Origin of the sequence: Nocardioides caricicola (assembly GCF_039541135.1) — a bacterium.
In the GTDB taxonomy this organism is placed as follows: Bacteria; Actinomycetota; Actinomycetes; order Propionibacteriales; family Nocardioidaceae; genus Nocardioides; species Nocardioides caricicola.
In genome coordinates this window covers 1,015,780-1,035,933 of sequence record NZ_BAABFQ010000003.1, presented here as the reverse complement: position 1 = coordinate 1,035,933, position 20,154 = coordinate 1,015,780, and the positions used below count along the sequence as shown (strand labels likewise).

At 71.6% G+C, this 20,154-nt stretch carries 22 protein-coding genes; 17 read left to right on the top strand and 5 right to left on the bottom strand.

Features of this window, described 5'->3' with window-relative positions:
* Positions 1–16: 16 nt before the first annotated feature.
* The 4 genes from ABD875_RS06855 (at position 17) to ABD875_RS06840 (ending at position 2,089) form a co-directional block, all read left to right on the top strand.
* A complete protein-coding gene (locus ABD875_RS06855; RefSeq protein ID WP_345172545.1) occupies positions 17–175 on the top strand; it encodes a hypothetical protein in 159 nt (52 codons plus the stop codon).
* Positions 176–204: 29 nt separating this feature from the next.
* A complete protein-coding gene (locus ABD875_RS06850) occupies positions 205–363 on the top strand; it encodes a hypothetical protein (protein WP_345172543.1) in 159 nt (52 codons plus the stop codon).
* A gap of 8 nt (positions 364–371) precedes the next feature.
* A complete protein-coding gene (locus tag ABD875_RS06845) occupies positions 372–734 on the top strand; it encodes a GatB/YqeY domain-containing protein (RefSeq protein ID WP_345172541.1) in 363 nt (120 codons plus the stop codon).
* A 242-nt stretch (positions 735–976) separates the two neighbouring features.
* A complete protein-coding gene (locus ABD875_RS06840; RefSeq protein WP_345172539.1) occupies positions 977–2,089 on the top strand; it encodes an HNH endonuclease in 1,113 nt (370 codons plus the stop codon).
* A 116-nt stretch (positions 2,090–2,205) separates the two neighbouring features.
* Here the strand turns inward: ABD875_RS06840 and ABD875_RS06835 are convergent, their stop codons facing one another.
* The 3 genes from ABD875_RS06835 to ABD875_RS06825 form a co-directional block, all read right to left on the bottom strand.
* Positions 2,206–2,769 (bottom strand): maleylpyruvate isomerase family mycothiol-dependent enzyme, encoded by a 564-nt coding sequence (locus ABD875_RS06835; protein WP_345172537.1) that lies wholly within the window; start codon positions 2,767–2,769, stop codon positions 2,206–2,208.
* Positions 2,766–3,590, bottom strand: coding sequence for a pseudouridine synthase (locus ABD875_RS06830; protein WP_345172704.1), 825 nt, complete (start codon positions 3,588–3,590; stop codon positions 2,766–2,768). The genes ABD875_RS06835 and ABD875_RS06830 overlap by 4 nt, the downstream gene beginning before the upstream one ends.
* Positions 3,591–3,692: 102 nt before the next feature.
* Positions 3,693–4,373, bottom strand: coding sequence for a class E sortase (locus ABD875_RS06825; RefSeq protein ID WP_345172535.1), 681 nt, complete (start codon positions 4,371–4,373; stop codon positions 3,693–3,695).
* 79 nt (positions 4,374–4,452) lie between these two features.
* On the opposite strand from ABD875_RS06825, the gene ABD875_RS06820 reads away from it, so the two are divergent.
* The 8 genes from ABD875_RS06820 (at position 4,453) to ABD875_RS06785 (ending at position 14,553) form a co-directional block, all read left to right on the top strand.
* A complete protein-coding gene (locus tag ABD875_RS06820; RefSeq protein ID WP_345172533.1) occupies positions 4,453–6,393 on the top strand; it encodes a hypothetical protein in 1,941 nt (646 codons plus the stop codon).
* Positions 6,394–6,456: 63 nt separating this feature from the next.
* Positions 6,457–7,830 carry a type 1 periplasmic-binding domain-containing protein gene (locus tag ABD875_RS06815; RefSeq protein ID WP_345172531.1) on the top strand — a complete coding sequence of 458 codons (1,374 nt, stop codon included), beginning with the start codon at positions 6,457–6,459 and terminating at the stop codon, positions 7,828–7,830.
* The gene (locus tag ABD875_RS06810) at positions 7,823–8,560 is read left to right on the top strand and encodes an ABC transporter ATP-binding protein (RefSeq protein WP_345172529.1); all 738 of its coding nucleotides are present in this window, start codon (positions 7,823–7,825) and stop codon (positions 8,558–8,560) included. Before ABD875_RS06815 ends, ABD875_RS06810 begins: the two co-directional genes overlap by 8 nt.
* Positions 8,560–11,370, top strand: coding sequence for an ABC transporter permease subunit (locus tag ABD875_RS06805; RefSeq protein ID WP_345172527.1), 2,811 nt, complete (start codon positions 8,560–8,562; stop codon positions 11,368–11,370). Before ABD875_RS06810 ends, ABD875_RS06805 begins: the two co-directional genes overlap by 1 nt.
* 18 nt (positions 11,371–11,388) lie before the next feature.
* A complete protein-coding gene (locus ABD875_RS06800) occupies positions 11,389–12,009 on the top strand; it encodes a neocarzinostatin apoprotein domain-containing protein (RefSeq protein WP_345172525.1) in 621 nt (206 codons plus the stop codon).
* Positions 12,009–13,295: a hypothetical protein gene (locus tag ABD875_RS06795; protein ID WP_345172524.1), complete on the top strand. Its 1,287-nt coding sequence runs from the start codon at positions 12,009–12,011 to the stop codon at positions 13,293–13,295. The genes ABD875_RS06800 and ABD875_RS06795 overlap by 1 nt, the downstream gene beginning before the upstream one ends.
* A gap of 41 nt (positions 13,296–13,336) precedes the next feature.
* Positions 13,337–13,873: a hypothetical protein gene (locus tag ABD875_RS06790; protein ID WP_345172522.1), complete on the top strand. Its 537-nt coding sequence runs from the start codon at positions 13,337–13,339 to the stop codon at positions 13,871–13,873.
* A gap of 146 nt (positions 13,874–14,019) precedes the next feature.
* Entirely contained in the window at positions 14,020–14,553 is a 534-nt protein-coding gene (locus ABD875_RS06785; RefSeq protein ID WP_345172520.1) for a hypothetical protein, read from the top strand.
* Positions 14,554–14,620: 67 nt separating this feature from the next.
* Here ABD875_RS06785 and ABD875_RS06780 read toward each other — a convergent pair whose 3' ends face one another.
* Both ABD875_RS06780 and ABD875_RS06775 read right to left on the bottom strand, forming a co-directional pair.
* Positions 14,621–15,490 carry an NAD-dependent epimerase/dehydratase family protein gene (locus ABD875_RS06780; protein ID WP_345172518.1) on the bottom strand — a complete coding sequence of 290 codons (870 nt, stop codon included), beginning with the start codon at positions 15,488–15,490 and terminating at the stop codon, positions 14,621–14,623.
* Entirely contained in the window at positions 15,487–16,314 is an 828-nt protein-coding gene (locus tag ABD875_RS06775) for a hypothetical protein (protein ID WP_345172517.1), read from the bottom strand. The genes ABD875_RS06780 and ABD875_RS06775 overlap by 4 nt, the downstream gene beginning before the upstream one ends.
* Positions 16,315–16,375: 61 nt before the next feature.
* Between ABD875_RS06775 and ABD875_RS06770 the strand changes: the two genes are divergently transcribed.
* From ABD875_RS06770 to ABD875_RS06750, 5 genes are read left to right on the top strand one after another with little or no spacing between them, the layout of a single operon-like run.
* Entirely contained in the window at positions 16,376–16,702 is a 327-nt protein-coding gene (locus tag ABD875_RS06770; RefSeq protein ID WP_345172516.1) for an antibiotic biosynthesis monooxygenase, read from the top strand.
* A complete protein-coding gene (locus ABD875_RS06765; RefSeq protein WP_345172515.1) occupies positions 16,699–17,340 on the top strand; it encodes an alpha/beta hydrolase in 642 nt (213 codons plus the stop codon). The genes ABD875_RS06770 and ABD875_RS06765 overlap by 4 nt, the downstream gene beginning before the upstream one ends.
* 14 nt (positions 17,341–17,354) lie before the next feature.
* Positions 17,355–17,876: a MaoC family dehydratase gene (locus tag ABD875_RS06760; RefSeq protein ID WP_345172514.1), complete on the top strand. Its 522-nt coding sequence runs from the start codon at positions 17,355–17,357 to the stop codon at positions 17,874–17,876.
* 7 nt (positions 17,877–17,883) lie between these two features.
* Positions 17,884–18,921: an LLM class flavin-dependent oxidoreductase gene (locus ABD875_RS06755; RefSeq protein WP_345172513.1), complete on the top strand. Its 1,038-nt coding sequence runs from the start codon at positions 17,884–17,886 to the stop codon at positions 18,919–18,921.
* On the top strand, positions 18,918–20,111 hold the full coding sequence (locus ABD875_RS06750; RefSeq protein ID WP_345172512.1) for a CaiB/BaiF CoA transferase family protein: 1,194 nt from the start codon (positions 18,918–18,920) through the stop codon (positions 20,109–20,111). Before ABD875_RS06755 ends, ABD875_RS06750 begins: the two co-directional genes overlap by 4 nt.
* Positions 20,112–20,154: the final 43 nt, after the last annotated feature.

Sequence of the window (20,154 nt, the reverse complement as noted above, 5' to 3'; positions counted from 1 at the left end):
GCTCTAGGCTCCTCACGTGTACGCCGCGCTCTGGCGCCTGCTCCCCGGCCCCCTGTGGCTGAAGGTGATCGAGGCCCTCGTCCTGGCCGGGATCCTGGTGTGGGTCCTGCTCGTCTGGGTGTTCCCCGCCGTCGAGCCGCTGCTGCCGTTCGACCGGATCGCGGTGGGGGACTAGGTGCGCCTGGTCGTGGGTAGGAGACGCCCATGACGTACTGGATCATCGCCGCCGTCGTGGTCGCCCTGCTCGTGCTGGCGCTCGTCTGGTGGAGCAGCGGCCGGTCCCGCCACCGCGCCCCCGGCGTCAGCGCGGACTTCGAACGGGGCCGGGGCCAGGGCAACCTCTACGACCGCGGGACGATGTAGGCGCAGGCGTGTCGAATGTCGAGGCGCGGGTGCGCGAGGACCTGGCCGCTGCGTTGCGTGCCCGGGACAAGGACACCGCCCGCGTCCTGCGCACGGTCCTGTCGGCGATCGCTAACGCCGAGGCCCAGCCCGACGTCGACGACACGCCCCTTAGCCTGCGGTCCGAGGGTGCCATCGCCGGCGCCGTCTCCGGTCTCGGCGCCGCCGACGTCGCCCGACGCGAGCTCGACCCAGACGCCGTGCGGGCTGTCGTCGCGGGGGAGCGGGACGAGCGCCTCACCGCCGCCGACGACCTCGACGCCCGTGGGGCTGGCGATGCGGCTGGTGCACTTCGGGCCGAGGCAGCGCTGCTGGAGCGGTACCTGGAGTGACGCTTCGGTGGTTGAGGTGCGAGCGCCAGCGAGCCTCGAAACCACCACCGGAAGGCGAAGGTAAAATCTCAGAAAGTTCTCCACATCCCAGCAAGACAAGGGGATTCTCGGGTCTGACTGTCGGTGGTCGGTGCTTGGGTTGAACCATGACAGCGATCGCCACCCCGAGACACCGAGTGTCGGTGGCGACCGCGCATGTCCACGCCGAGCTCGATGCCGTCGCCGACTCCTCGGTGTGGTCGATGGACGCCGCCGAGACCGCCGATACCCTCGTTGCATTGACCCGGGCCGAGGCGAAGCTGGCCGAGCTGAAAGCCCGCGTCGCAGCCCACGCCGACGACCTCCACGTCGGGCAAGAAGTCGGCGCGTCCTCAGCCGCGACCTGGCTGGCGCACACCACGAACACGACCCGGCCGGTCGCGGCGGGCACCGTGAAGCTCGGCCACTCCTTGGAGCAGCACCCGCTCACGCGCGATGCCCTCGCGCACGGCGAGGTGCTGGCCGACCAGGCCCGGGTGATCATCCACGCGGTCGACCAGCTCTCCGATGACGTCGACACCGAAAGGGCCGAGGCGCACCTGCTGGCCGAGGCGGCCCACCACGACGCGAAAGCCCTGCGCGTGTTGGGCAAGCACCTGTTCGAGGTGATCGCCCCTGACGAGGCCGACGCCCGTGAAGCGGCGATCCTCGAGGCCGAGGAGAAGGCAGCCGCGAAGGCCTGTCACCTGTCGATGTACGACGACGGCCATGGCAAGACCCATGGCCGGTTCACCATCCCCACCGCCCTGGCTGGCGCACCGTTGCGCAAGGCGCTGTTCGCGATCGCTGGCGCCGAGCACCAGCGCCTCAGCCCCGAGGCGATGGGCCAAGCGCTGTGCGACTACATCCAGCGGTTCCCGGCCAAGAAGCTCCCCACGAACGGCGGCCTCAACGCCACCATGCTCGTCCTCATCGACGAAGACTCACTCATGGGCCGCGTCGAGAAAGCCGGGACCCTCGACACCGGAGAGAAGATCAGCCCCAGCGCCGCGCGCCGCCTGCTCTGCGAGGCCGAGATCATCCCCGTCGTCCTCGGCGCCGACTCCGAGCCCCTCGACGTCGGACGCGGCCGCCGCTTCCACACCCGCGCCATGCGACTCGCGATGGTCGCCCGCGACCGCGGCTGCCGCGCAGAAGGCTGCGACCGCACCCACGGACTCCACGCCCACCACCACACCCGCTGGGCCGACGGCGGCCACACCAACGTCAGAGACGCCGTGACCTTGTGCCACTGGCACCACCAACGTGCCCACGACACCGGCTACGAGACCACGTACAGACTCGACGGCTCAGTCGCTTTCCACCGACGCCAATAGGTAGTCAACGGTGACCACAGACTCCGGCGACCCCGTTGTCCGAAAACCAGAAAGCGGAACCAGAAGCAGACCCGCAGGCCGCCTGGCCTCCGCAACCCCGCGCAGGCCGTCGGGCGTCACACCAGCGAAGCGACGCCGGGACCGTCGAGTTCGGCCAGCGCGCCGCTGCGCCCCGAGACCGCGAGCAGCAACGACAGGGCCGGGCCGCGCACCTCGGGCCCGTCGCCGACGACGAGGTAGGCATCGGTCGCGACGAGCTGGACGCGGGAGACGAGCTTCTTGGCGCCGCCGAAGGAGGCGGGCGTCCGCGCCTGCAGCTGCAGGGCACGGGAGACGGCCAGGTCCGGGTAGTCGCGATGGATCCCCAGCGGACGTCGGATGTCCTCACCGTGCACGACCTCCTCGACCAAGCGGGTGTCGACCGAGCCGGGCGGCCGCGACGTGCGCGACGCGACGGAGCGCAGCCGCTCGAGCGTGTCTGCGGGGGAGGCTCCTCGCTCACGCGCGACACCCCGTGCGTTCTGCCGGTCGAAGTCGAAGCCGGCGCGCGCAAGACCGAGGAAGAAGCCGACCCGGGTCGTCCGAGCCGAGTCGACGAGATGGGCGGCGACGTCGTGCACCGACCAGCCCTCGCAAAGCGACGGCGCCTCCCACTGCTCGTCGTCGAGGGCGGATCTCAACTCATCGGCAGGAGTGGCAGCTCTCGATCGCTGACGAAGCGCCGTGGCGCGCCGTCGACCGGATCCACGAACTCGATCTCGCTCGCCAGCAGCTGAAGCGGCCTGCTGAAGTCGTCGATCGAGACGTCGAGCTCGGTGGGGTAGAGCGGGTCGTCGACGATCGGGATGCCGAGGTCGTTGAGGTGCACGCGGAGCTGGTGGGTGCGGCCGGTGCGCGGCGACAGTCGGTAGACGGCCAGCGCGCCGTCGACCGACTCGAGCTCGATCAACGTCTCGGCGTTGACCGGGGCGCCGGGCACCACCTCGGCGCGCAGGACGCCGCGCTCCTTGCGGATGTGGTTGCGGACGGTGAGCGGCAGTGCCAGGTCCTCGCGGAACGGCGCGAGCGCGCGGTAGGTCTTCGTCACCGTGCTGTGCTCGAACATCGACTGGTACGGCCCGCGCCACCGGCGCGCGGTCGTCAGCACGAGTACGCCGGAGGTGATCCGATCGAGCCGGTGCACCGGCGAGAGCTCGGGGAGGTCGAGCTCGTCGCGGAGCCGCACGACGACGCTCTCGCGCACGTGCATGCCGCGCGGGATCGTCGAAAGGAACGGCGGCTTGTCCACGACCACGAGCCGCTCGTCGCGGTGCAGCACCGGGAGCGTGCCCGGGACGGGAGGCTCGTCGCGCAGGTCGCGGTGGAACCACACGAACGTCTGCGGGACATAGGGGTCGTCCTCGCGGACCGGTCGCAGGTCGTCGTACACGAACCGCTCGGCCGCGAGCATCCCGCCGATGTCCACACCGGCCTTGAGCCGATCGCGCAACCAGTCGCCCATCGTCGGCCAGGGCGCCGGCTGGTGCCGGTCGAGGGTGCGGACCCACGCCGCGTTCAGCCCGTGGCGCTGGGGCAACGGGGAGCGGGGCGGCACCCGCCGATGCTAGGCCAGGACGTCGGGCGGACCCGCGGTCGGCCCGCGGCGCTCGACGAGCTGGGTGCCGATCACCAACCGCTCGCTGGAGCCCCAGCGCGGGTGGCAGGTCACCAGCGTCATCGTGCGCTGCTCGGCCTTCTCGCCGGGGTGGCCGGCCACGGGGTCCAGCACCTCGGTGGCGGACGGGGCGAGGATCCGCTCCCACATCACCTGGTAGGTCAGCCAGCCGTCGACCGTCTCGACCACGATCGGGTCGCCGACCTCGAGCTGGTCGAGGTTCGCGAACGGCTCGCCGTGGGTGGAGCGGTGGCCGGCGACCGCGAAGTTGCCGACCTCGCCGGGCAGTGCGGTCCCGGGGAAGTGGCCGGGGCCGTCGGCCAGGTCGTCGTCGGTGACGCCCTCGACCACGACCCACTCCCAGTCCTCGCCGAGCGCGGGGATGTGCAACACGCCGAGGCCGTCGCCGGACTCCGGCTTCTCGACCGCGCCCTTGCCGCCGCCCTTGGAGGCGTCGGCCTGCTCGGCGTGGAAGTCCTCGAGGAGGTCGTCCTGCGCCTGCGCGGTCTGGTGGTTGGTCCACACGAGCAGGTAGAAGACGAACGCCGCGAGGACGACGCCCGCGGTGATCGCGAGCTCGGCGCCGAGACGGATCGTGAACCGAAGTGCGGATCCGAGCCCCGAAGACATGTGCTGGAATATATCATCGCGTCGTTGCGGCACCTCGGTTCCGCTCCGCCCCTAGTCGAAGCGATGGAGGATGCCCCGCATGAGGACTGCCCGCACCGCCGCCGCGCTGCTCCTCGTCGGCGTGACCGCGGGCGCCGGGGTGGTCCTCGTCGGGCAGACGGGAGCGGCCGCGGCGGCACCGACCGGCGGCTGCTGGACCTACGTCCCGGAGCCGTACGCCGACGTCTCGACCGAGCTCGAGCCGTGGACGGTGGAGGACGGCCAGGTCCTGATGGGCACGACCGGCGCGACGACCCCGGGTGGGACGCGCGAGGTCGTGATCGGCCTCTCCAGCGGTCCGGTCGTGTCCGACCTCCCCGCGGTCGGCACCGCGTCCTTCCTCATCGACGTCGACGGCACGCCGGTCGAGACCCCGCTCACGGTCGAGTACGCCGCCGAGGCCGGGCAGCCGGTCCGCGACGTCGTGGTGCGCGGCGAGGTCCCGGTGGGGGCCGCGGGCGACCACGTGGTCCGGCTCGCGTCGATCACGTTCGACGTCCCGGCCGAGGGGGTCGCGGTCACCTGCAACGGTCAGACCGAGGGAGTCCCCGGCGGGGCCAACCCGGCCACCGAGCCGCTGCCGACCGACGTCACCGCCCCGTTCACCGTGGTGGGCTCCTCGGGCGCCGAGGTGGCCCGGGTGGTCGGCCAGCAGGTCACCACCGCGGCGCGCGCCGGCAACGAGGTCGTCGTCGACGCCTCCGGCTTCCCGTCCTCCGCGGCGGCCGTCGCCCGGCTGTGCGACGAGGCCACCTGCGGTCGCGACGTCCGCATCTGGATCGGCCAGGACGGCACGGGCCGCGCTGAGCTGCTGGTCCCCGACGACCTGGCCGCCGGTACGGGCACGGTCGAGGTGACCGACGGCGCGACCAGCGCGAGCGCCGACCTCACGCTGCTCGGCGAGCCCGCGCTCGCCGCGGCCGAGACGCCGGGAGCCGACACCACCTCGGTGGAGCTGACCGGCACCGAGTTCGACCCGCAGAAGAAGGTCACCGTCCGCGGGTACGACGCCGACGGCGAGCCGACCTCCGACGCCCCGGCCACCGCGACGCCGGACGGCGCGGGGGGCTTCACCGCGACGTTCGTCGTCAGCGACCCCGCCACCGAGACCATCACCGCGACCCAGGCCGGCAACGGGCTCAGTGCGGGCTACGCGTTCTCCGGACAGATCGGCACCACTCCGGTGGATCCGGTCGACCCGGTGGAGCCGCCGGTCGTCGTGCCGCCGGTCGTCCCTCCCGTCGAGGTGCCGGTCGAGCCGCCCGTCGACATCCCGCCGCCGACCGACGTCCCGGTCATCGAGGTCCCCGGCGAGGAGCCGCCCGTCGTCGCACCGGTCGGCGAGGAGGAGCTGACGGTCACCGAAGCCCGCCTCGACGGCAACGCCACGCTGGCCGAGCTGTTCGGCGGCGCCGTCCGCCGCGACCTGTTGTTCCTCGTCACCAACGTCGGCGAGACCACAGTCACCGACCCGGTCGTCCGGGTCTCCGTCGGCCGGTCGACGGACCTGGAGCCCGAGATCGTCGACGCGCAGGTGGGGGTCCTCGAGCCGGGAGCCGAGGTCGTGGTCACGGTGCCCCTCGAGCTGCCGATGGCGGCGTTCGGCACCTACCAGGTCGTCGGCCAGGTCGGGGACAGCGAGACCGGCGCCTTCAGCCTGGAGTGGAAGACCTATCCCTGGGGCCTGTTCGCGCTGAACGTGCTCGGCGCCGTCCTCATCGTCTGGGGCGTACGTCGCCGTCGGGCGGCGAAGCTCCCGGCGCCGTACCGCCCGGCCATCGCGGCCACCGGGGACGACTCGGTCGTCGACCTGGCCGCCGCGACCGCGTGGTGGGCGCACCGCGACGGCACCCCGCTCGTGGCGGGCCGGCCGATCGCGCCGCCGCTCGAGCAGGTCCCGCTGGAAGCGGTCGTCGACCTGGAGGCGGCCGAGAAGTGGTGGGCGCGCCGCGCTCCTGAGAAGCCTTCCCAGGCTTCGTAGATATCGTATATTGTCTAGGAGTTGGGGTGTGGGGCACGTTGAGGACACAGGGGTGAGTCACTCGTGACGGGCAAGCAGAGCTGGTTCCGGGACCGGTCGGCGCTGGTGCGCCTCGGTGCGGTCGTGGGAGCCCTCGCGCTCACCGTGGCGGGCTGCGGGACGATGATGCCGGGCGGCAACACCGCCAGCGGCACCGACCTCGCCACCCAGGCCACCGCCGGCCCCGGCCCGGGTGTCACCGACGACGCGGTCAAGGTCGTGTTCGTCGCCGTCGACCTCGACGCGGTGAAGAAGTTCACCGGCTTCAACACCGCCTCGGTCGGCGACCAGGAGGCGCAGCTGCAGGCCCTCGAGGACTGGGTGAACGACAACGGCGGGATCGGCGGGCGCGAGCTGGACGCCGTGTTCCGCCTGTACGACGCCCAGGCCGACTCGCCGGCTGCCGAGGAGCAGCTGTGCAACCAGATCACCCAGGACGACCAGGCGTTCGCCGTCGTGATGACCGGGCAGTACCAGACCAACGCCCGGCCCTGCTACGCCGACCGGCAGACGCTCGTGCTCGACGCGTCGCTCTACGCGATGAGCACCGACTACCTCGAGGAGTACTCGCCGTACCTCTGGACCGCGAGCTTCCCGGAGTACACCGCCTTCGTGAACTCCTACGTCGAGGTCCTCGACGAGCAGGGCTTCTTCGAGGGCGAGGAGGGCATCGGTGTCGTCGCCGCCGACTCGCCGGTCAACCGCGACACGATCGAGAACCTCGCCGTCCCGCTGCTGAAGGAGCACGGCATCGAGCCGGAGGTCGCGTGGGTCGACACCACCGACACCGGCACCCTGTTCCAGGGACTCGAGCAGGGCGCGATCACCTTCCGCAGCAAGGCCATCGAGCGCGTGATGTTCCTCGGGGGCTCGCGGATGGCGTCGGTGTTCGCGACCGTGGCCGGGTCGCAGGACGGCTTCAAGCCGCGCTACGCGATCTCCAGCTTCGACAACCCGTCGTTCTTCGTGAAGAACCCCGACACGATCCCTCCCGACATCATGGACGGGATGGTCGGCATCGGGTTCCACCCGCCGCAGGACGTGCCGGACTCGCAGTTCCCCTTCCCGACCGGCGAGGCCGAGACCGCGTGCGTCGACATCTACTCCGCCGCGGGCATCACGTTCGAGTCGCGCGAGTCGGCCCGCGTGGCGCTGCCGTACTGCGACGCGGTCCGGCTGCTGAAGATGGGCGCCGACTCCATCGACGGCGACCTGAACGCCGCCGCCTGGGCGCAGGCGGTGGACCGCGTGGGCGGTGACTTCCAGAGCGCGTCCGGCCCCGGCAACGCCCTCGGTGGCGGTGGTCGCGCGGCGATCGGCGGCTACCGGGTGCTGAAGTACGACGAGACCGTCGAGAACTTCGTCTACGTGGGTGACGAGGTCCCGTTCGATGAGTGACGCACCCGCGCTGAGCTGTACCGGCATCCGGGCCTCCTACGGCCCGGTGCAGGTGCTGTTCGACGCCGGCCTGACGGTCGGCGCGGGTGAGATGGTCGCGCTGCTGGGCCCGAACGGCGTCGGCAAGAGCACGCTGCTCAAGGTGATCGCCGGGCTGCTGAAGCCGGACACCGGCGCGGTGACGCTCGGCGGCATCGACGTCACCGGCTACAACACCCGTCGGCGGGTGGGGCTCGGCCTCAGCCAGGTCGTGGGTCAGGCGACATTCCCGTCGCTCACCGTGACCGAGAACCTCACGATGCACGGGTACGCGACGAAGGACAAGCGCTGGACGCGCGACTCCGTCGAGGCCGCGCTCGCGGTGTTCCCGCGGCTGCACGCGCGCCGCAACCAGCCGGCCTCCACGCTCTCCGGGGGCGAGCGGCAGATGCTCGCGCTCGCCAAGTCGATCGTCGTCGAGCCCAAGGTGCTCGTGATCGACGAGTTCTCGCTCGGCCTCGCGCCGGTCGTCGTCGGCGGCCTGATGGACCTGGTCCGCCGGCTCAACGAGCGCGGCAGCGCCGTGCTCGTCGTCGAGCAGTCGGTGAACGTCGCGCTCTCGCTGGTCGACCGCGTCTACATGATGGAGAAGGGCGAGATCATCGCTGAGGAGACCGCCGCCGAGCTGGCCCAGGATCCCGAGCGGGTGCGCGCACTGATGCTCGGCGGGCACGTGGCGGTGCCGAGCTGATGGGCGGCTTCGACTTCGGCATCGACCGGTTGGTCATCGGTCTCTTCACCGGACTGACCTACGGCCTGCTCGCCGTCGGCCTGGTCCTCGTCTACCGGTCCAGCCGGTTCGTGAACTTCGCGCACGGCTCGGTCGGCGCGTTCGGCGCGTCGGTGCTGGCGCTCTTCGTCGTGGACTGGGGCCTGCCGTACTGGGTCGCCTTCGCGGTCGCGATCGTCGTCGCGGCTGTGCTCTCGGGAGCGATCGAGGTCGTCGTCGTCCGGCGCCTCGAGGGCCGGCCGAGCCTGGTCGGCATGATCGCGACCCTCGGCCTCTCCCAGCTGATCCTCGTGATGTCGCTGCTGATCAACAGCGACGGCGTCAGCGGCTTCACGTTCCCCGAGCCGACCCTGCTGCCCACGTTCGAGATCCAGGAGCTGCCGATCGGCACGCCGTACGTCGCGATGCTGGTGCTCGCCCCGGTGCTGCTGGCCGGCCTCGGTTGGTTCCTGCGGCACCACCGCATGGGCATGGCGATCCGGGCCGCGGCCGACGACCCGGACACCGCCCGGCTCGAGGGCATCCCCGCGCGCTGGATGGCCACGCTGGCCTGGGCGATCGCCGGCGGCATCGCGGCGTTCTCGGCGATCCTCGTGACGCCGACGACCGCCGGTGCCGGCATGGAGGGCCTCGGTCCGGACCTGCTGCTCAAGGGCCTCGCCGGCGCGGTGATCGCGCGGATGTCGTCGATCCCGATCGCCCTCGGGGCGTCGCTCGGCATCGGCGTCGTCGAGCAGATCCTGCTGTCGAACCCCGACACCCGCGACCTCGTCACGGTCGTGATCGCGCTCATCATCGTGGTCGCGCTGCTCCGCCAGCCGCAGCTCGGCCGGGCCGGCCAGGACAAGGGTCGGTGGCGCCGGGTCGTGCTGCCGCCGCTGCCCGCGCAGTACCGCCAGGTCCGCGCCATCGTCTGGCTGCCGCGGGTCCTCGTCGCGCTCGGCATCGCCGGCGCCGTCGGCGTCGCCTACGTCGTCAGCAACGACACCGCGTCGGTCCTCTCCCTGGTGTGTGGCTACACCCTCGTCGGCCTCAGCGTCGGGCTGCTGACCGGGGTCTCGGGCCAGCTGTCGCTCGGCCAGTTCGCGTACGCCGGCATCGCGGCCGCGGCGTCGGTGCACGTCGCGGAGTCGACCGACAACTTCCTCTTCGGCCTCCTGTGCGGCGTGATCACCGCGGCGGTCGCCTCGGCGCTGGTCGGTATCCCGGCGATGCGGCTCAAGGGCCTCGCGCTCGCGGTCTCGACCCTGGCGTTCGCCCTGGCGACCTCGACCTGGCTGCTGCGCCAGGAGCTCTTCCTCGGCGACGGCATCGCCCCGGCGAAGCCGACCTGGTGGGACTACCCGCTCGAGTACGCCGTCGACTACTACCTGTTCGCGCTGCTGGTGCTCTGCATCGGGCTGTGGGTCACCAACAACCTGCGGCACGGCGGCTTCGGTCGGCAGCTCCAGGCGCTGCGCGACAACGAGGACGCGGCTCGCGCCTTCACCGTGCCGAACCGGATGCGGATGCTGCAGCTCTACTCCGTCTCGGGCGCACTGGCCGGCCTCGGCGGCATCGTGATCGGGCACGGCCAGTCGCAGCTCACCGTGAACTCGTTCCCGGCCTCCGCGAGCATCGAGGTCGTCGCGGTCACCGTGGTCGGCGGCCTCACGGTCACCCTCGGCCCGCTCATCGGCGCGCTGATCATGGTCGGCATGCCGGCCATGTACGGCCTCGGCATGGGCGGCGAGGCCGCGCTCGCCGTCGGCTGGCTGCTGGTCGTGATCTTCCTGCCCGACGGACTCGGCGGCATCCTCGTCAGCGGCCGCGAGCGCCTGTACGACGCGCTTGCGCGGCGCCACGGCATCGACCCGATGCTCGCCCGCCACGGCGTGACCGAGGGTGCCGACACGTCGTCCCCGCTGCACCAGGCACCGCACCTGGAGGGCCTCTTCGACCGCGCCCCGGCGCCGGAGTCCGGCGGTGCCAGGCCGATCCTCACGGTCGCCGGCCTGTCGCGCCGCTTCGGTGGCGTGGTCGCCGTCGACCACGTGGACTTCCAGGTGGCGGCGGGGGAGATCCTCGGCGTGATCGGCCCGAACGGCGCCGGCAAGACCACCTGCTTCGAGATGGTCGCCGGCTTCACGAGGCCCGACACCGGCACGGTCGTCTTCGACGGCACCGACGTGACCCGCGCGACCCCGGAGCAGCGCGCCCAGCACGGCCTGGTCCGCTCGTTCCAGGACGCGGCCCTGTTCCCCACGCTGACCGTCCGCGAGACGCTGATGGTCGCCCAGGAGCGGGCGCTCCCGACGCGGCTCTGGGAGTCCGCGCTCGGCGTCCCCACCAGCGAGCGCGCCAAGGCGGCCGCCGCCGACGAGATCCTCGAGCGGATGCGGCTGACCCGGCACGCGTCGCACGCGGTCGGCGAGCTCTCGACCGGCACCCGGCGCGTGGTCGAGCTCGGCTGCCTGCTGACGCTCGAGCCGCGGGTGCTGCTGCTCGACGAGCCCAGCGCCGGCATCGCGCAGAGCGAGAGCGAGGCGCTCGGCGACCTGCTGCTCGCGATCCGCCGGGAGCTCGGCACGACCATGGTCGTCATCGAGCACGACCTGCCCCTGCTCTCGCGACTCTCGGACCGGATGCTGGCCATGAACCTCGGCCGTGTCATCGCGACCGGCACGCCCGACGAGGTCCGCAACGACCCCGCCGTCGTGCGGTCCTACCTCGGCGCCGACCAGGCCGCCATCCAACGCTCCGGCCTGCACCTGGCCGCCACCAACGGCTGACCACCCCAAGGAGATGACGTGAAGAACCCACTGAGGCCGCTGATGCGAGGACTCGCCGTCGTCGGAGCGCTGCTGCTGGTGACGCTGGTCGCCGCGCCCGCCTTCGCCGCGCCGACCCTCAACGTCAGCCAGCTCACCGGGCTGACCGACGGCCAGACGGTCACCGTCTCGGGATCCGGGTTCGAGCCGAACCTCCCCAGCATCGCGATCGGCCAGTGCATCGAGGGCTACTCCGGTCCGTCGGACTGCAACACCGCCGGCGGCGCGACGTTCCGCAACGCCGACGCGAACGGCAACGTCGCCTCGTTCACGATCACCGTGAAGGAGGTCTTCGGCGGCCATGACTGCACCCAGATCACGTGCATGATCGCCGCCGCCCCGCTGCCGAACGCGACCGACGAGGCGACGATCGCCGCCAACACCGTGGAGCTGGCGATCAGCTTCGGCGCCCCGGAGCCGGCCCCGAGCCAGACGCCGACGACCGAACCGGCCCCGACCGGTAGCGGCCAGGAGGGGCTCCCGCAGACCGGCGCCGGTGACTCGATCCCGGCGATCCTGCTCGCCGCCACCGCCATGCTCGCCATCGGCGCCGGTGTGGTGCTGCTGGTCCCGGGTCGCCAGAAGGGACACCACGCCTGATGCGGATCCGCGCCCTGACCCACTCCTGTGCCGCGCTCTGCGCCGCGGGCGGCCTCGCCCTCGGGGGCGTAGCGCTGGCGGGGACCGCCGACGCCGCGCCCGACGGCCGTGCCGGAGACGTGCTCGGCAAGGTCACCGGCAGCACGACCTTCACCTGCACCGCGGGCCAGTTCCCGTCGTTCGAGTACGTCGCCGACGTCACCGTGACCGCGTTCCGCGAGACCGACGGCGACACCGCCGTCACGCTGGTCGGCGAGCTCTCCGACATGCCGGGCGTCATCCCGGTCTCGCTGGGCAAGGCCGCGATCACCGACGAGCTCGTGCTCGACCTGGGTGGCACGGCGGCGACGCTCGCCGGCAACGGCAACACGACGCTCACCGCCGGCGCGCCGTTCCCGGTGCCGAAGACGTACGGCGACTTCACCACGGCCGCGACCAGTGTCACCGCGACCGTCACGACGTTCGAGTACGCGCTGCCGTCGTTCAACATGGGCGGCACCTGCACGCCGACCAGCGGTGCTGCGCTCGGGACGCTCACCATCGAGACCGGCCCGGCGCCCACGCCGACCGCCACCGCGACGGCGACCGCCACCGCGACCGCGACGGCCACGGCGACCGCGACGGCCACCGCGTCCGAGACGACCGCGCCGGAGGCCTCGCCGGCCAAGGGTGACGTCGACTTCTCCTGCGTGCTCGAGCCGCTCGGCTCCGAGTTCGAGTACCCCGCGACCATCACGGTCAACGGCTACCGCGAGGAAGAGGGCGGCGACGTCGAGCTGCGCGCCACGATGACCGACATCCCGGGCATCTCGCCGGTGGCGATCGACGGCGACATGACCGTCGAGCTCGAGGCCACCGTCGGCGGTGAGGCCGTCACCCTGAAGGGCGCCTCGAAGGTCGTCGAGGACCCGCAGGCGACCGTCCCGGTGCCGACGCTCAAGGGCACGGTCGCGGCCGAGGGCGACGAGATGGAGGTCTCGATCTCGAGCTTCTACTTCAAGATCGTGACCACCGGCCTGACCGTCGAGGCGCCGTGCGAGACCGACGAGACCTCGCTCGGCAAGATGGTCGTCGGCACCGAGGCTCCCGAGGAGGAGGAGTCCGAGGACCCGACCTCGACCAGCAGCCCGACGACCGCCCCGTCCACGGGCGGCGGCACGCTGCCGCAGACCGGTGGCGGCGACGCGATGCCCGTCCTCGTGCTCTGGGCGGGTGCCTTCACCCTGCTCGGCGCCGCGGGCCTGATCGCCGTGCCCCAGGTCGTCCGCCGTGGGAAGCACGGCTGAACCCCGACGTACGCACCAACCCGTCAACCAGGAGGAACCAGATGAAGCAGTCCATCGCCCGCCGCGGCGCGGCGGTCGTCACCGCCGCCGCCCTCACGCTGGGCGCGAGCGCCCTCCTGGCGCCGACCGCCGACGCCAAGCCCAAGCCGAAGCCGCTCAAGGGCAGCACGACCGGCACGGTCCTGTTCAACTGCGAGTTCGCCGGCACGGCGTTCGAGTACCCGGCGACGATCACGCTGTCGGGCACGCGTGCGTCGAAGACCGCCAAGCCGGTCAAGCTCGTCGCCACGATGTCGGACCTGCCCGGTGTGGCGCCGCTGGCGCTCAACTTCGACGCCACGAGCGCGATGGACGTGACCGTCGGGACCGTGGACACCGTGCTCAAGGGCAAGGGCAAGCTGGTGACCGAGGGTCCCCGCGAACCCGCCAAGATGTTCCCGGCCAAGGGTGCGGCGACCACCAAGAGCAACTCGCTGCCGATCACGGTCACGGCATTCGAGGCCGTGGTCTTCGGCAACGCGATCCCGTGTGTCCCGGCCGAGGGCCAGGGCGCGCTCGGCACGCTCACGCTGAAGTGACCTGACCGTCACCCGACGCTCGCTGGAGCCCCGCAGCCGGTCCGGCTGCGGGGTTCCTATATTTATCTACGATATACGTTTGTTCCACCTCGCTGGAGGGGAGCCTCGCGACTGGGGAGGTCGACCCGAGACACGAGGAGGACCACATGTTGCAGCACCCGTCCATCGCCCGGCGCAGCGTCGCCGTCGTCGCCACGGCCGCGCTGGCCCTGGGCGCGAGCACGCTCGCACCCGCACCGGCGCAGGCCGCCACGGCGCTGAAGGGAGGGGTGTCGAAGACCGTGCCGCTCACTTGCACGGTGTTCGACGACGAGTTCGAGTACGACGCCACGATCAAGCTCTCGGGCGTCCGCGCCAAGCGAAGCGACCCCAAGGTCGCCCTGCGCGCCACGATGTCCAAGATGCCCGGCGTCTCGCCGGTGGCGATCGACAACGACGTCGAGGCGACGCTGAAGCTGAAGGTCGGCTCGTCCAGGGCCACGCTCAAGGGCAAGGGTCACGCCACCGCCGGACCCAACGAGCCGGTCGCGGTCCCGAAGGTCAAGGGCTCGGTCAAGAACCCCAAGAACTCGCTGCCCGTCACCGTGACCTCGATGTCGGTGTACATCCCGGACTACGCCCTCACCATCAGCTGCGTCCCGACCGGGTCGGGCGCGATGGGCACGCTGAGGCTGAAGTAGCCCACGCCGACGCACGAAGGCCCCGCGACCGATCCGGTCGCGGGGCCTTCGCCTCGTACCCCCACTGCTAGCTGGAGAGACCCGCCTGCAGCGTGGCGGCGTCGTACGACCGGCTGGCGGTGAAGCCGGTCGCGCTCAGCCTGGCCACCGAGATCGGGCGCTTCGGCGAGGCGATCTCGTCGCGGTAGACCAGCGCGGGCAGGCCCTGGGTCGCGGAGATCGCGTCGAAGAGGGCGGCGTTGGTCGGCGGCACCTCGGCGTGGGTGAGGTTGTGCAGGCCGGTGATCCGTGCCTCGAGCGCGTGCACGATCGCGTCGGCCGCGTCCTCGACGGCGAGGCGGTAGAAGAGGGCGTCGCCGCTGAACGGCACCGAGCCGCCGAGGTACTGGTGCGCCATGCCCACCTTCGCCTCGATCGGCGGGTCGCCCGCACCGAAGATGTCGCCACAGCGGAACACCACGGCCCGGTCGCCGGCGCGGTCGAGGTAGACCCGCTCCATCGCGAGGAACATCGTCGGGCTCGGGTCGGGCGAGTCCGTGACCGGACCGTCCTCGGTGACCTCGGCCAGGTCGTCCTGGGCGTCGCCGTACACCGACAGCGACGACAGGGCGACGAGGTACGGCGAGCCGTCCGCCGCGACGACCGACTCGGCGGTGTCGACCAGGATCTCCCGGTACGACGCGGCGCGGTCCTCGGGCGTCATCGCGCGCTGGGCGTTCGGGCCGGCGGCGACGACGACCGCGTCGTGCCCGGCGACCGCGGCCGCGACCGCCTCCCGGTCGCTGCCGCGCAGCACGTAGACCGCGTCGAAGTGCTCCCGGAGCCCGTCGACCTTGCCCGGGGTCGTGGTGGTCCCGGCGACCTCGTGGCCGAGCGCCTTCAGGCGGGCGCCGACCTCGGTGCCGACCAGGCCGGCGCCGATCACGAGCACCTTCATGCGCGTCCCTCGAGAGCGGCGATCTGGTCGAGACCGGCGCGGGTGGCGACGAGCTCGTTGACCCGCTGCTCGCCGAGGAACTTCTTGGACAGCTCGTTCATCGGGTCCAGCGTGTAGCCGTACTCGCGGACCTTGTGGTCGCGCTCGCGCAGCGCGGCGCGCTCCTCGACCGGCACGGGCTGGGCCTCGCGCACCCACTGCAGCCAGGTGTCGACGCGGTCCCGGACGGCCTCGCCGAAGCGCTCGACGGCCTCGGCGTCCGAGCAGGTCGCCATGTAGGAGTTCGCGATGGGGGAGTTGAACGCCCGCATGTAGGTGCCGTGGCTGACCGACCAGACGAACCGGTCGTCGCCGCGCAGGTCGAGCCACTTCTGGTTCTGCGGGTCGAAGTACTTGTTGAGGTAGTCCACGTCCACCATCGGGTCGCGGCGGGGGACGACGTCGGAGAAGTGGAAGACGTTCGGCACGGTGCCGAAGACCAGCACGAGGTGCGGCACGTCGATGTGCGGGCCCAGCCAGACCTGGAGGTTCATGTCCAGGATCGAGTTCTTGCGGTTGCCGATCCAGGAGTGGACCAGCCACTCGACGCCGTTGTCCGGGTCGCCGACGTACGGGTTCAGCGAGCCCTCGTACCCGCCGTCCTCCGAGGTCCAGTACTCCAGGCCCTGGCCCGAGGGGTACGGCTGGACGTCGAGCTCGGCGGTGATCTTGTCCTTGGCGTCGCTGAGGATTCCCCAGAGGGCGGTCCAGAGCTCCATGCGGTCGACGTTCGGGGCGTCGGCCAGGAACTCGTGGATGGTCTTGGTCTGTGTGCTGCTGCTCATACCGCAGAGGATATGGATATATGATCTACGAAGTCACGCATTCCGCGGGAGGAGAGCCAAAATGATCGTGGTGGTCAGCCAGGCGTGGACCAAGGACGGCGACGCCGCCGAGGAGCACGCCCAGGCCTACATCGCGCTGTCGGGCGAGTTCGGCCGCTTCTTCCGCGACCACCCGGGCTACCGCGGCCGCCGCCTGGTGCGCGGCGTCGAGGACCGCACGCACTTCACCCACCTGCGCTACTTCGAGACCGTGGCCGACTACGAGGAGTGCACGCAGCACCCGGAGTACCAGGCCCACCTGCTCGCGATGTACGAGCACCTGAAGCCCTACGAGTCCTACCCGCGCGAGTACCTCGAGGTCGTGCTGGACGAGCCCGGGAACGCATGAGCACCTTCGTCCTGGTCCACGGAGCGTTCCGCGGCGGCTGGTCCTGGGACCGGGTCCGGCCGCTGCTGGAGGCTGCCGGTCACGAGGTCCGCACGCCGACGCTGAGCGAGACCGCGACCGCGCTGGACACCTGGGTCGACGAGGTGGCCGCCGCGGTCGCCGACGACACGATCCTGGTCGGCCACAGCCAGGGCGGCGTGGTGGTCCGCGAGGTCGCGCTGCGCGATCCGCAACGGGTGCGCCACGTCGTGTACGTCGACGCCGCTGTGCCTGACGCCGGGGAGCGCGCGGTCGACCTCGGCGCGTCCCCGCCGGTGCTGCCACCGCGCGAGACCGTGATCGCGCCGCGGCCGGTCGAGCCGGCCGGCGACCTCGACGCCGACACGGCGGCGTGGATGAACGAGCGGCTCACCTCGGTGCCGTTCGCCCCGTCGCTGGACCCGGCCTCGGACGGCGAGCCGACGGTCCCCGCGACCTACGTCTTCTGCACGGGGACGCCCTCGGCGTACCCCTGCGGCACCACCCGCAGCCGCCTCGACGAGCGCGGCATCCCGTACTCCTGGATCGCGACCGGGCACGACGCCCCGCTGACCAGGCCCGACGCGGTCGCCGAGCACCTGCTCGCGGCCACCCGATGAGGAGAGACAGAAGCATGAGCGTGCAGCCCGGCTGGCAGGGACGGTTCTTCGAGGACTTCACCGTCGGCGACATCTACCAGCACCCGCTGGGGCGCACCGTCACCGAGGCGGACAACATCCAGTTCTCGCTGCTGACGATGAACACCAACCAGATGCACTTCAACGCGGAGTACGCCGCGCGCTCGGAGTTCAAGAAGCCGCTGGTCGTCTCGACCCTCACCGTCGCGATCGCGGTCGGCCAGAGCGTGACCGACCTGACCCAGAACGCGTTCGCGAACCTGGGCTGGGACGACATCAAGATGACCCACCCGGTGTTCGCCGGCGACACGCTCTTCAGCGAGTCCATCGTCAAGGAGAAGCGCGAGTCGTCCTCGCGCCCGCACGCCGGCATCGTCACGGTGCGCACCCGCACGCTGAACCAGGACGGCAAGGAGGTGTGCTCGTTCCTGCGCACCTTCTACGTCTACAAGCGCGGCGCCGAGCAGCTCGAGGGGATCTTCCCCGTGGGCGAGACCCCGCTGACGCTGGAGGACTGACGCGCCCATGACGCTGCAGATCACCTACGGCCCGTGGGGCGAGTCGCTGGCCGAGCTCGCCGAGGCCGCACGGGCGGCCGAGGAGGCCGGGGCCGACGCCGTGTGGGTGCCCGAGCTGCACCGCAGCGCGCCGGTCAGCGCCGCCGCGGTCGCGCAGGCGACCTCGACCGCTCGGGTCGGTACGGCGATCGCGCTCGCGTTCCCGCGCAGCCCGATGATCACCGCGCTCGAGGCGCTCGACCTCGACGAGCTCTCGGGTGGCCGGTTCGTGCTCGGGCTGGGCAGCGGCGTCCAGAAGCTCAACGTGGACTGGCACCACGTCGACTGGGACAAGCCGGTGACCCACCTGCGCGAGACGGTCCGCAACATCCGGGCGTTCTGGGCCGACTGCACCACCGGCGCGCCGATCGACCTGCCGGGCGAGCGCGAGCCGATGAAGATCCGCGGCTACCGCCGGCCCTATCCCGTGCAGCGCACCGAGATCCCCATCCACCTCGCCGCGATGGGCCCGGCGCTCACCCGGCTCGCCGGGGAGGTCGCCGACGGCTGGATCTCCCACGAGCTCACGTCGCCGGCGTTCCTGCGGGAGCGGATCCTGCCCGAGATCGAGGCCGGCATCGAGAAGGGCGGGCGGACCCGCGACGCCGTCGAGGTCGTCACCTCGTCGTGCTGCTCGGTCGACGCCGACCCCGCGGTCGCGCGCCGTCGCAGTGCCGGCATGGTCGGGTTCTACGCGACCGTGCGGACCTACGCCGACTTCTTCGACTTCCACGGCCTCGCCGAGGACCAGCAGAAGGTCATCGACGCCTTCGCCGGCGCCACCACGGCCGGCGAGCTCGCCGGCCACGTCTCGGACGCGATGGTCGACGCGCTGACCCTGTCCGGCACCCGCGACCAGGTGGCCGAGCAGATCGCGTCGTACGACGGTGTCGCCGACACCATCAAGCTCACCCCGCCCACGCACGGGCTGTCGCCGGACGAGATCCGGACCGCCCAGCGCGAAGTCATCGGCCTGATCGCCGAGCTCACCGGAGGTACCGCATGAAGCCGTTGGAGGACGTCCGTGTCGTCGCCGTCGAGCAGTACGGCGCCGGCCCGTTCGGCAGCGTGCACCTCGCCGACCTCGGGGCGGAGATCATCAAGATCGAGGACCCGCGCGTCGGCGGCGACGTCGGCCGCTACGTGCCGCCGTACGCCGAGGGCGAGGACTCGCTGTTCTTCGAGGCGTTCAACCGCAACAAGTCGAGCCTCTCCCTCGACCTGGCCACGCCGGCCGGCCGGGGTGTGTTCGAGGACCTGGTGAAGGTCAGCGACGCGGTCTACAGCAACCTGCGCGGCGACGTGCCGGCGAAGATCAAGATCACCTACGACGACCTCAAGCACCTCAACCCGGCGATCGTGTGCTGCTCGCTGACCGGCTTCGGCATGACCGGGCCGCGCAGCAAGGAGCCGGGCTACGACTACGTGCTGCAGGCGCTCGCGGGCTGGATGGACCTGACCGGTGACCCGGACGGACCGCCGACGAAGTCCGGCCTGTCGATGGTCGACTACAGCGGCGGCTTCGTGGCCGCGATCTCGCTGCTCGCCGGCATCCACGCCGCGCGCCGCGACGGCGTCGGCATGGACTGCGACGTCAGCCTGTACGACACCGCGATGGGGCTGCTGACCTACCCGGCCGCCTGGCACCTCAACGCCGGCTTCACGCCGGTCCGCACCCGGCACTCCGCGCACCCGTCGCTGGTGCCGTTCCAGGCGTTCGAGGCCAAGGACGGCTGGTTCGTCGTCGGCTGCGCCAAGGAGAAGTTCTGGCAGCGGCTGACCGTGGTCATCGACCGCCCGGAGTGGGCCGCGGACGAGCGGTTCGCGACGTTCGCCGACCGCGACCGCAACCGCGACGTCCTGATCCCGTTGCTGGAGGAGATCTTCGTGCAGCGCACCGTGGCCGAGTGGGTCGAGCCGCTGCAGGCCGCCGCCGTGCCGACCGCGCGGATCAACGACGTCGCCGCCGCGATGACCGAGCCGCACACGATCGCCCGCAACCTGCTGGTCGAGACCGAGCACCCGCGCTACGGCACGGTGCGCCAGGTCGCCTCGCCCGTGCGGGTCGGCTCGGAGCTGCCGACGTACCGCCGCGCGCCGCTGCGCAACGAGGACGCGGACCGGATCCTCGGTGAGCTGCTCGGCTATGACTCCACGGCCGTCTCGGACCTCCAGGACCGAGGCGCCTTCGGATGATCACCCCACGAAGGAGCGTGTCTCCTCCGCTTCGCTCCTCCGC

Coding starts and splice junctions, on each gene's coding strand:
- ABD875_RS06850 (WP_345172543.1), top strand. CDS start 205: ATGACGTACTGGATCATCGCCGCCGTCGTGGTCGCCCTGCTCGTGCTG.
- ABD875_RS06840 (WP_345172539.1), top strand. CDS start 977: ATGGACGCCGCCGAGACCGCCGATACCCTCGTTGCATTGACCCGGGCC.
- ABD875_RS06830 (WP_345172704.1), bottom strand. CDS start 3,590: ATGGGCGACTGGTTGCGCGATCGGCTCAAGGCCGGTGTGGACATCGGC.
- ABD875_RS06825 (WP_345172535.1), bottom strand. CDS start 4,373: ATGTCTTCGGGGCTCGGATCCGCACTTCGGTTCACGATCCGTCTCGGC.
- ABD875_RS06820 (WP_345172533.1), top strand. CDS start 4,453: ATGAGGACTGCCCGCACCGCCGCCGCGCTGCTCCTCGTCGGCGTGACC.
- ABD875_RS06810 (WP_345172529.1), top strand. CDS start 7,823: ATGAGTGACGCACCCGCGCTGAGCTGTACCGGCATCCGGGCCTCCTAC.
- ABD875_RS06805 (WP_345172527.1), top strand. CDS start 8,560: ATGGGCGGCTTCGACTTCGGCATCGACCGGTTGGTCATCGGTCTCTTC.
- ABD875_RS06795 (WP_345172524.1), top strand. CDS start 12,009: ATGCGGATCCGCGCCCTGACCCACTCCTGTGCCGCGCTCTGCGCCGCG.
- ABD875_RS06790 (WP_345172522.1), top strand. CDS start 13,337: ATGAAGCAGTCCATCGCCCGCCGCGGCGCGGCGGTCGTCACCGCCGCC.
- ABD875_RS06785 (WP_345172520.1), top strand. CDS start 14,020: ATGTTGCAGCACCCGTCCATCGCCCGGCGCAGCGTCGCCGTCGTCGCC.
- ABD875_RS06780 (WP_345172518.1), bottom strand. CDS start 15,490: ATGAAGGTGCTCGTGATCGGCGCCGGCCTGGTCGGCACCGAGGTCGGC.
- ABD875_RS06775 (WP_345172517.1), bottom strand. CDS start 16,314: ATGAGCAGCAGCACACAGACCAAGACCATCCACGAGTTCCTGGCCGAC.
- ABD875_RS06770 (WP_345172516.1), top strand. CDS start 16,376: ATGATCGTGGTGGTCAGCCAGGCGTGGACCAAGGACGGCGACGCCGCC.
- ABD875_RS06765 (WP_345172515.1), top strand. CDS start 16,699: ATGAGCACCTTCGTCCTGGTCCACGGAGCGTTCCGCGGCGGCTGGTCC.
- ABD875_RS06760 (WP_345172514.1), top strand. CDS start 17,355: ATGAGCGTGCAGCCCGGCTGGCAGGGACGGTTCTTCGAGGACTTCACC.
- ABD875_RS06755 (WP_345172513.1), top strand. CDS start 17,884: ATGACGCTGCAGATCACCTACGGCCCGTGGGGCGAGTCGCTGGCCGAG.
- ABD875_RS06750 (WP_345172512.1), top strand. CDS start 18,918: ATGAAGCCGTTGGAGGACGTCCGTGTCGTCGCCGTCGAGCAGTACGGC.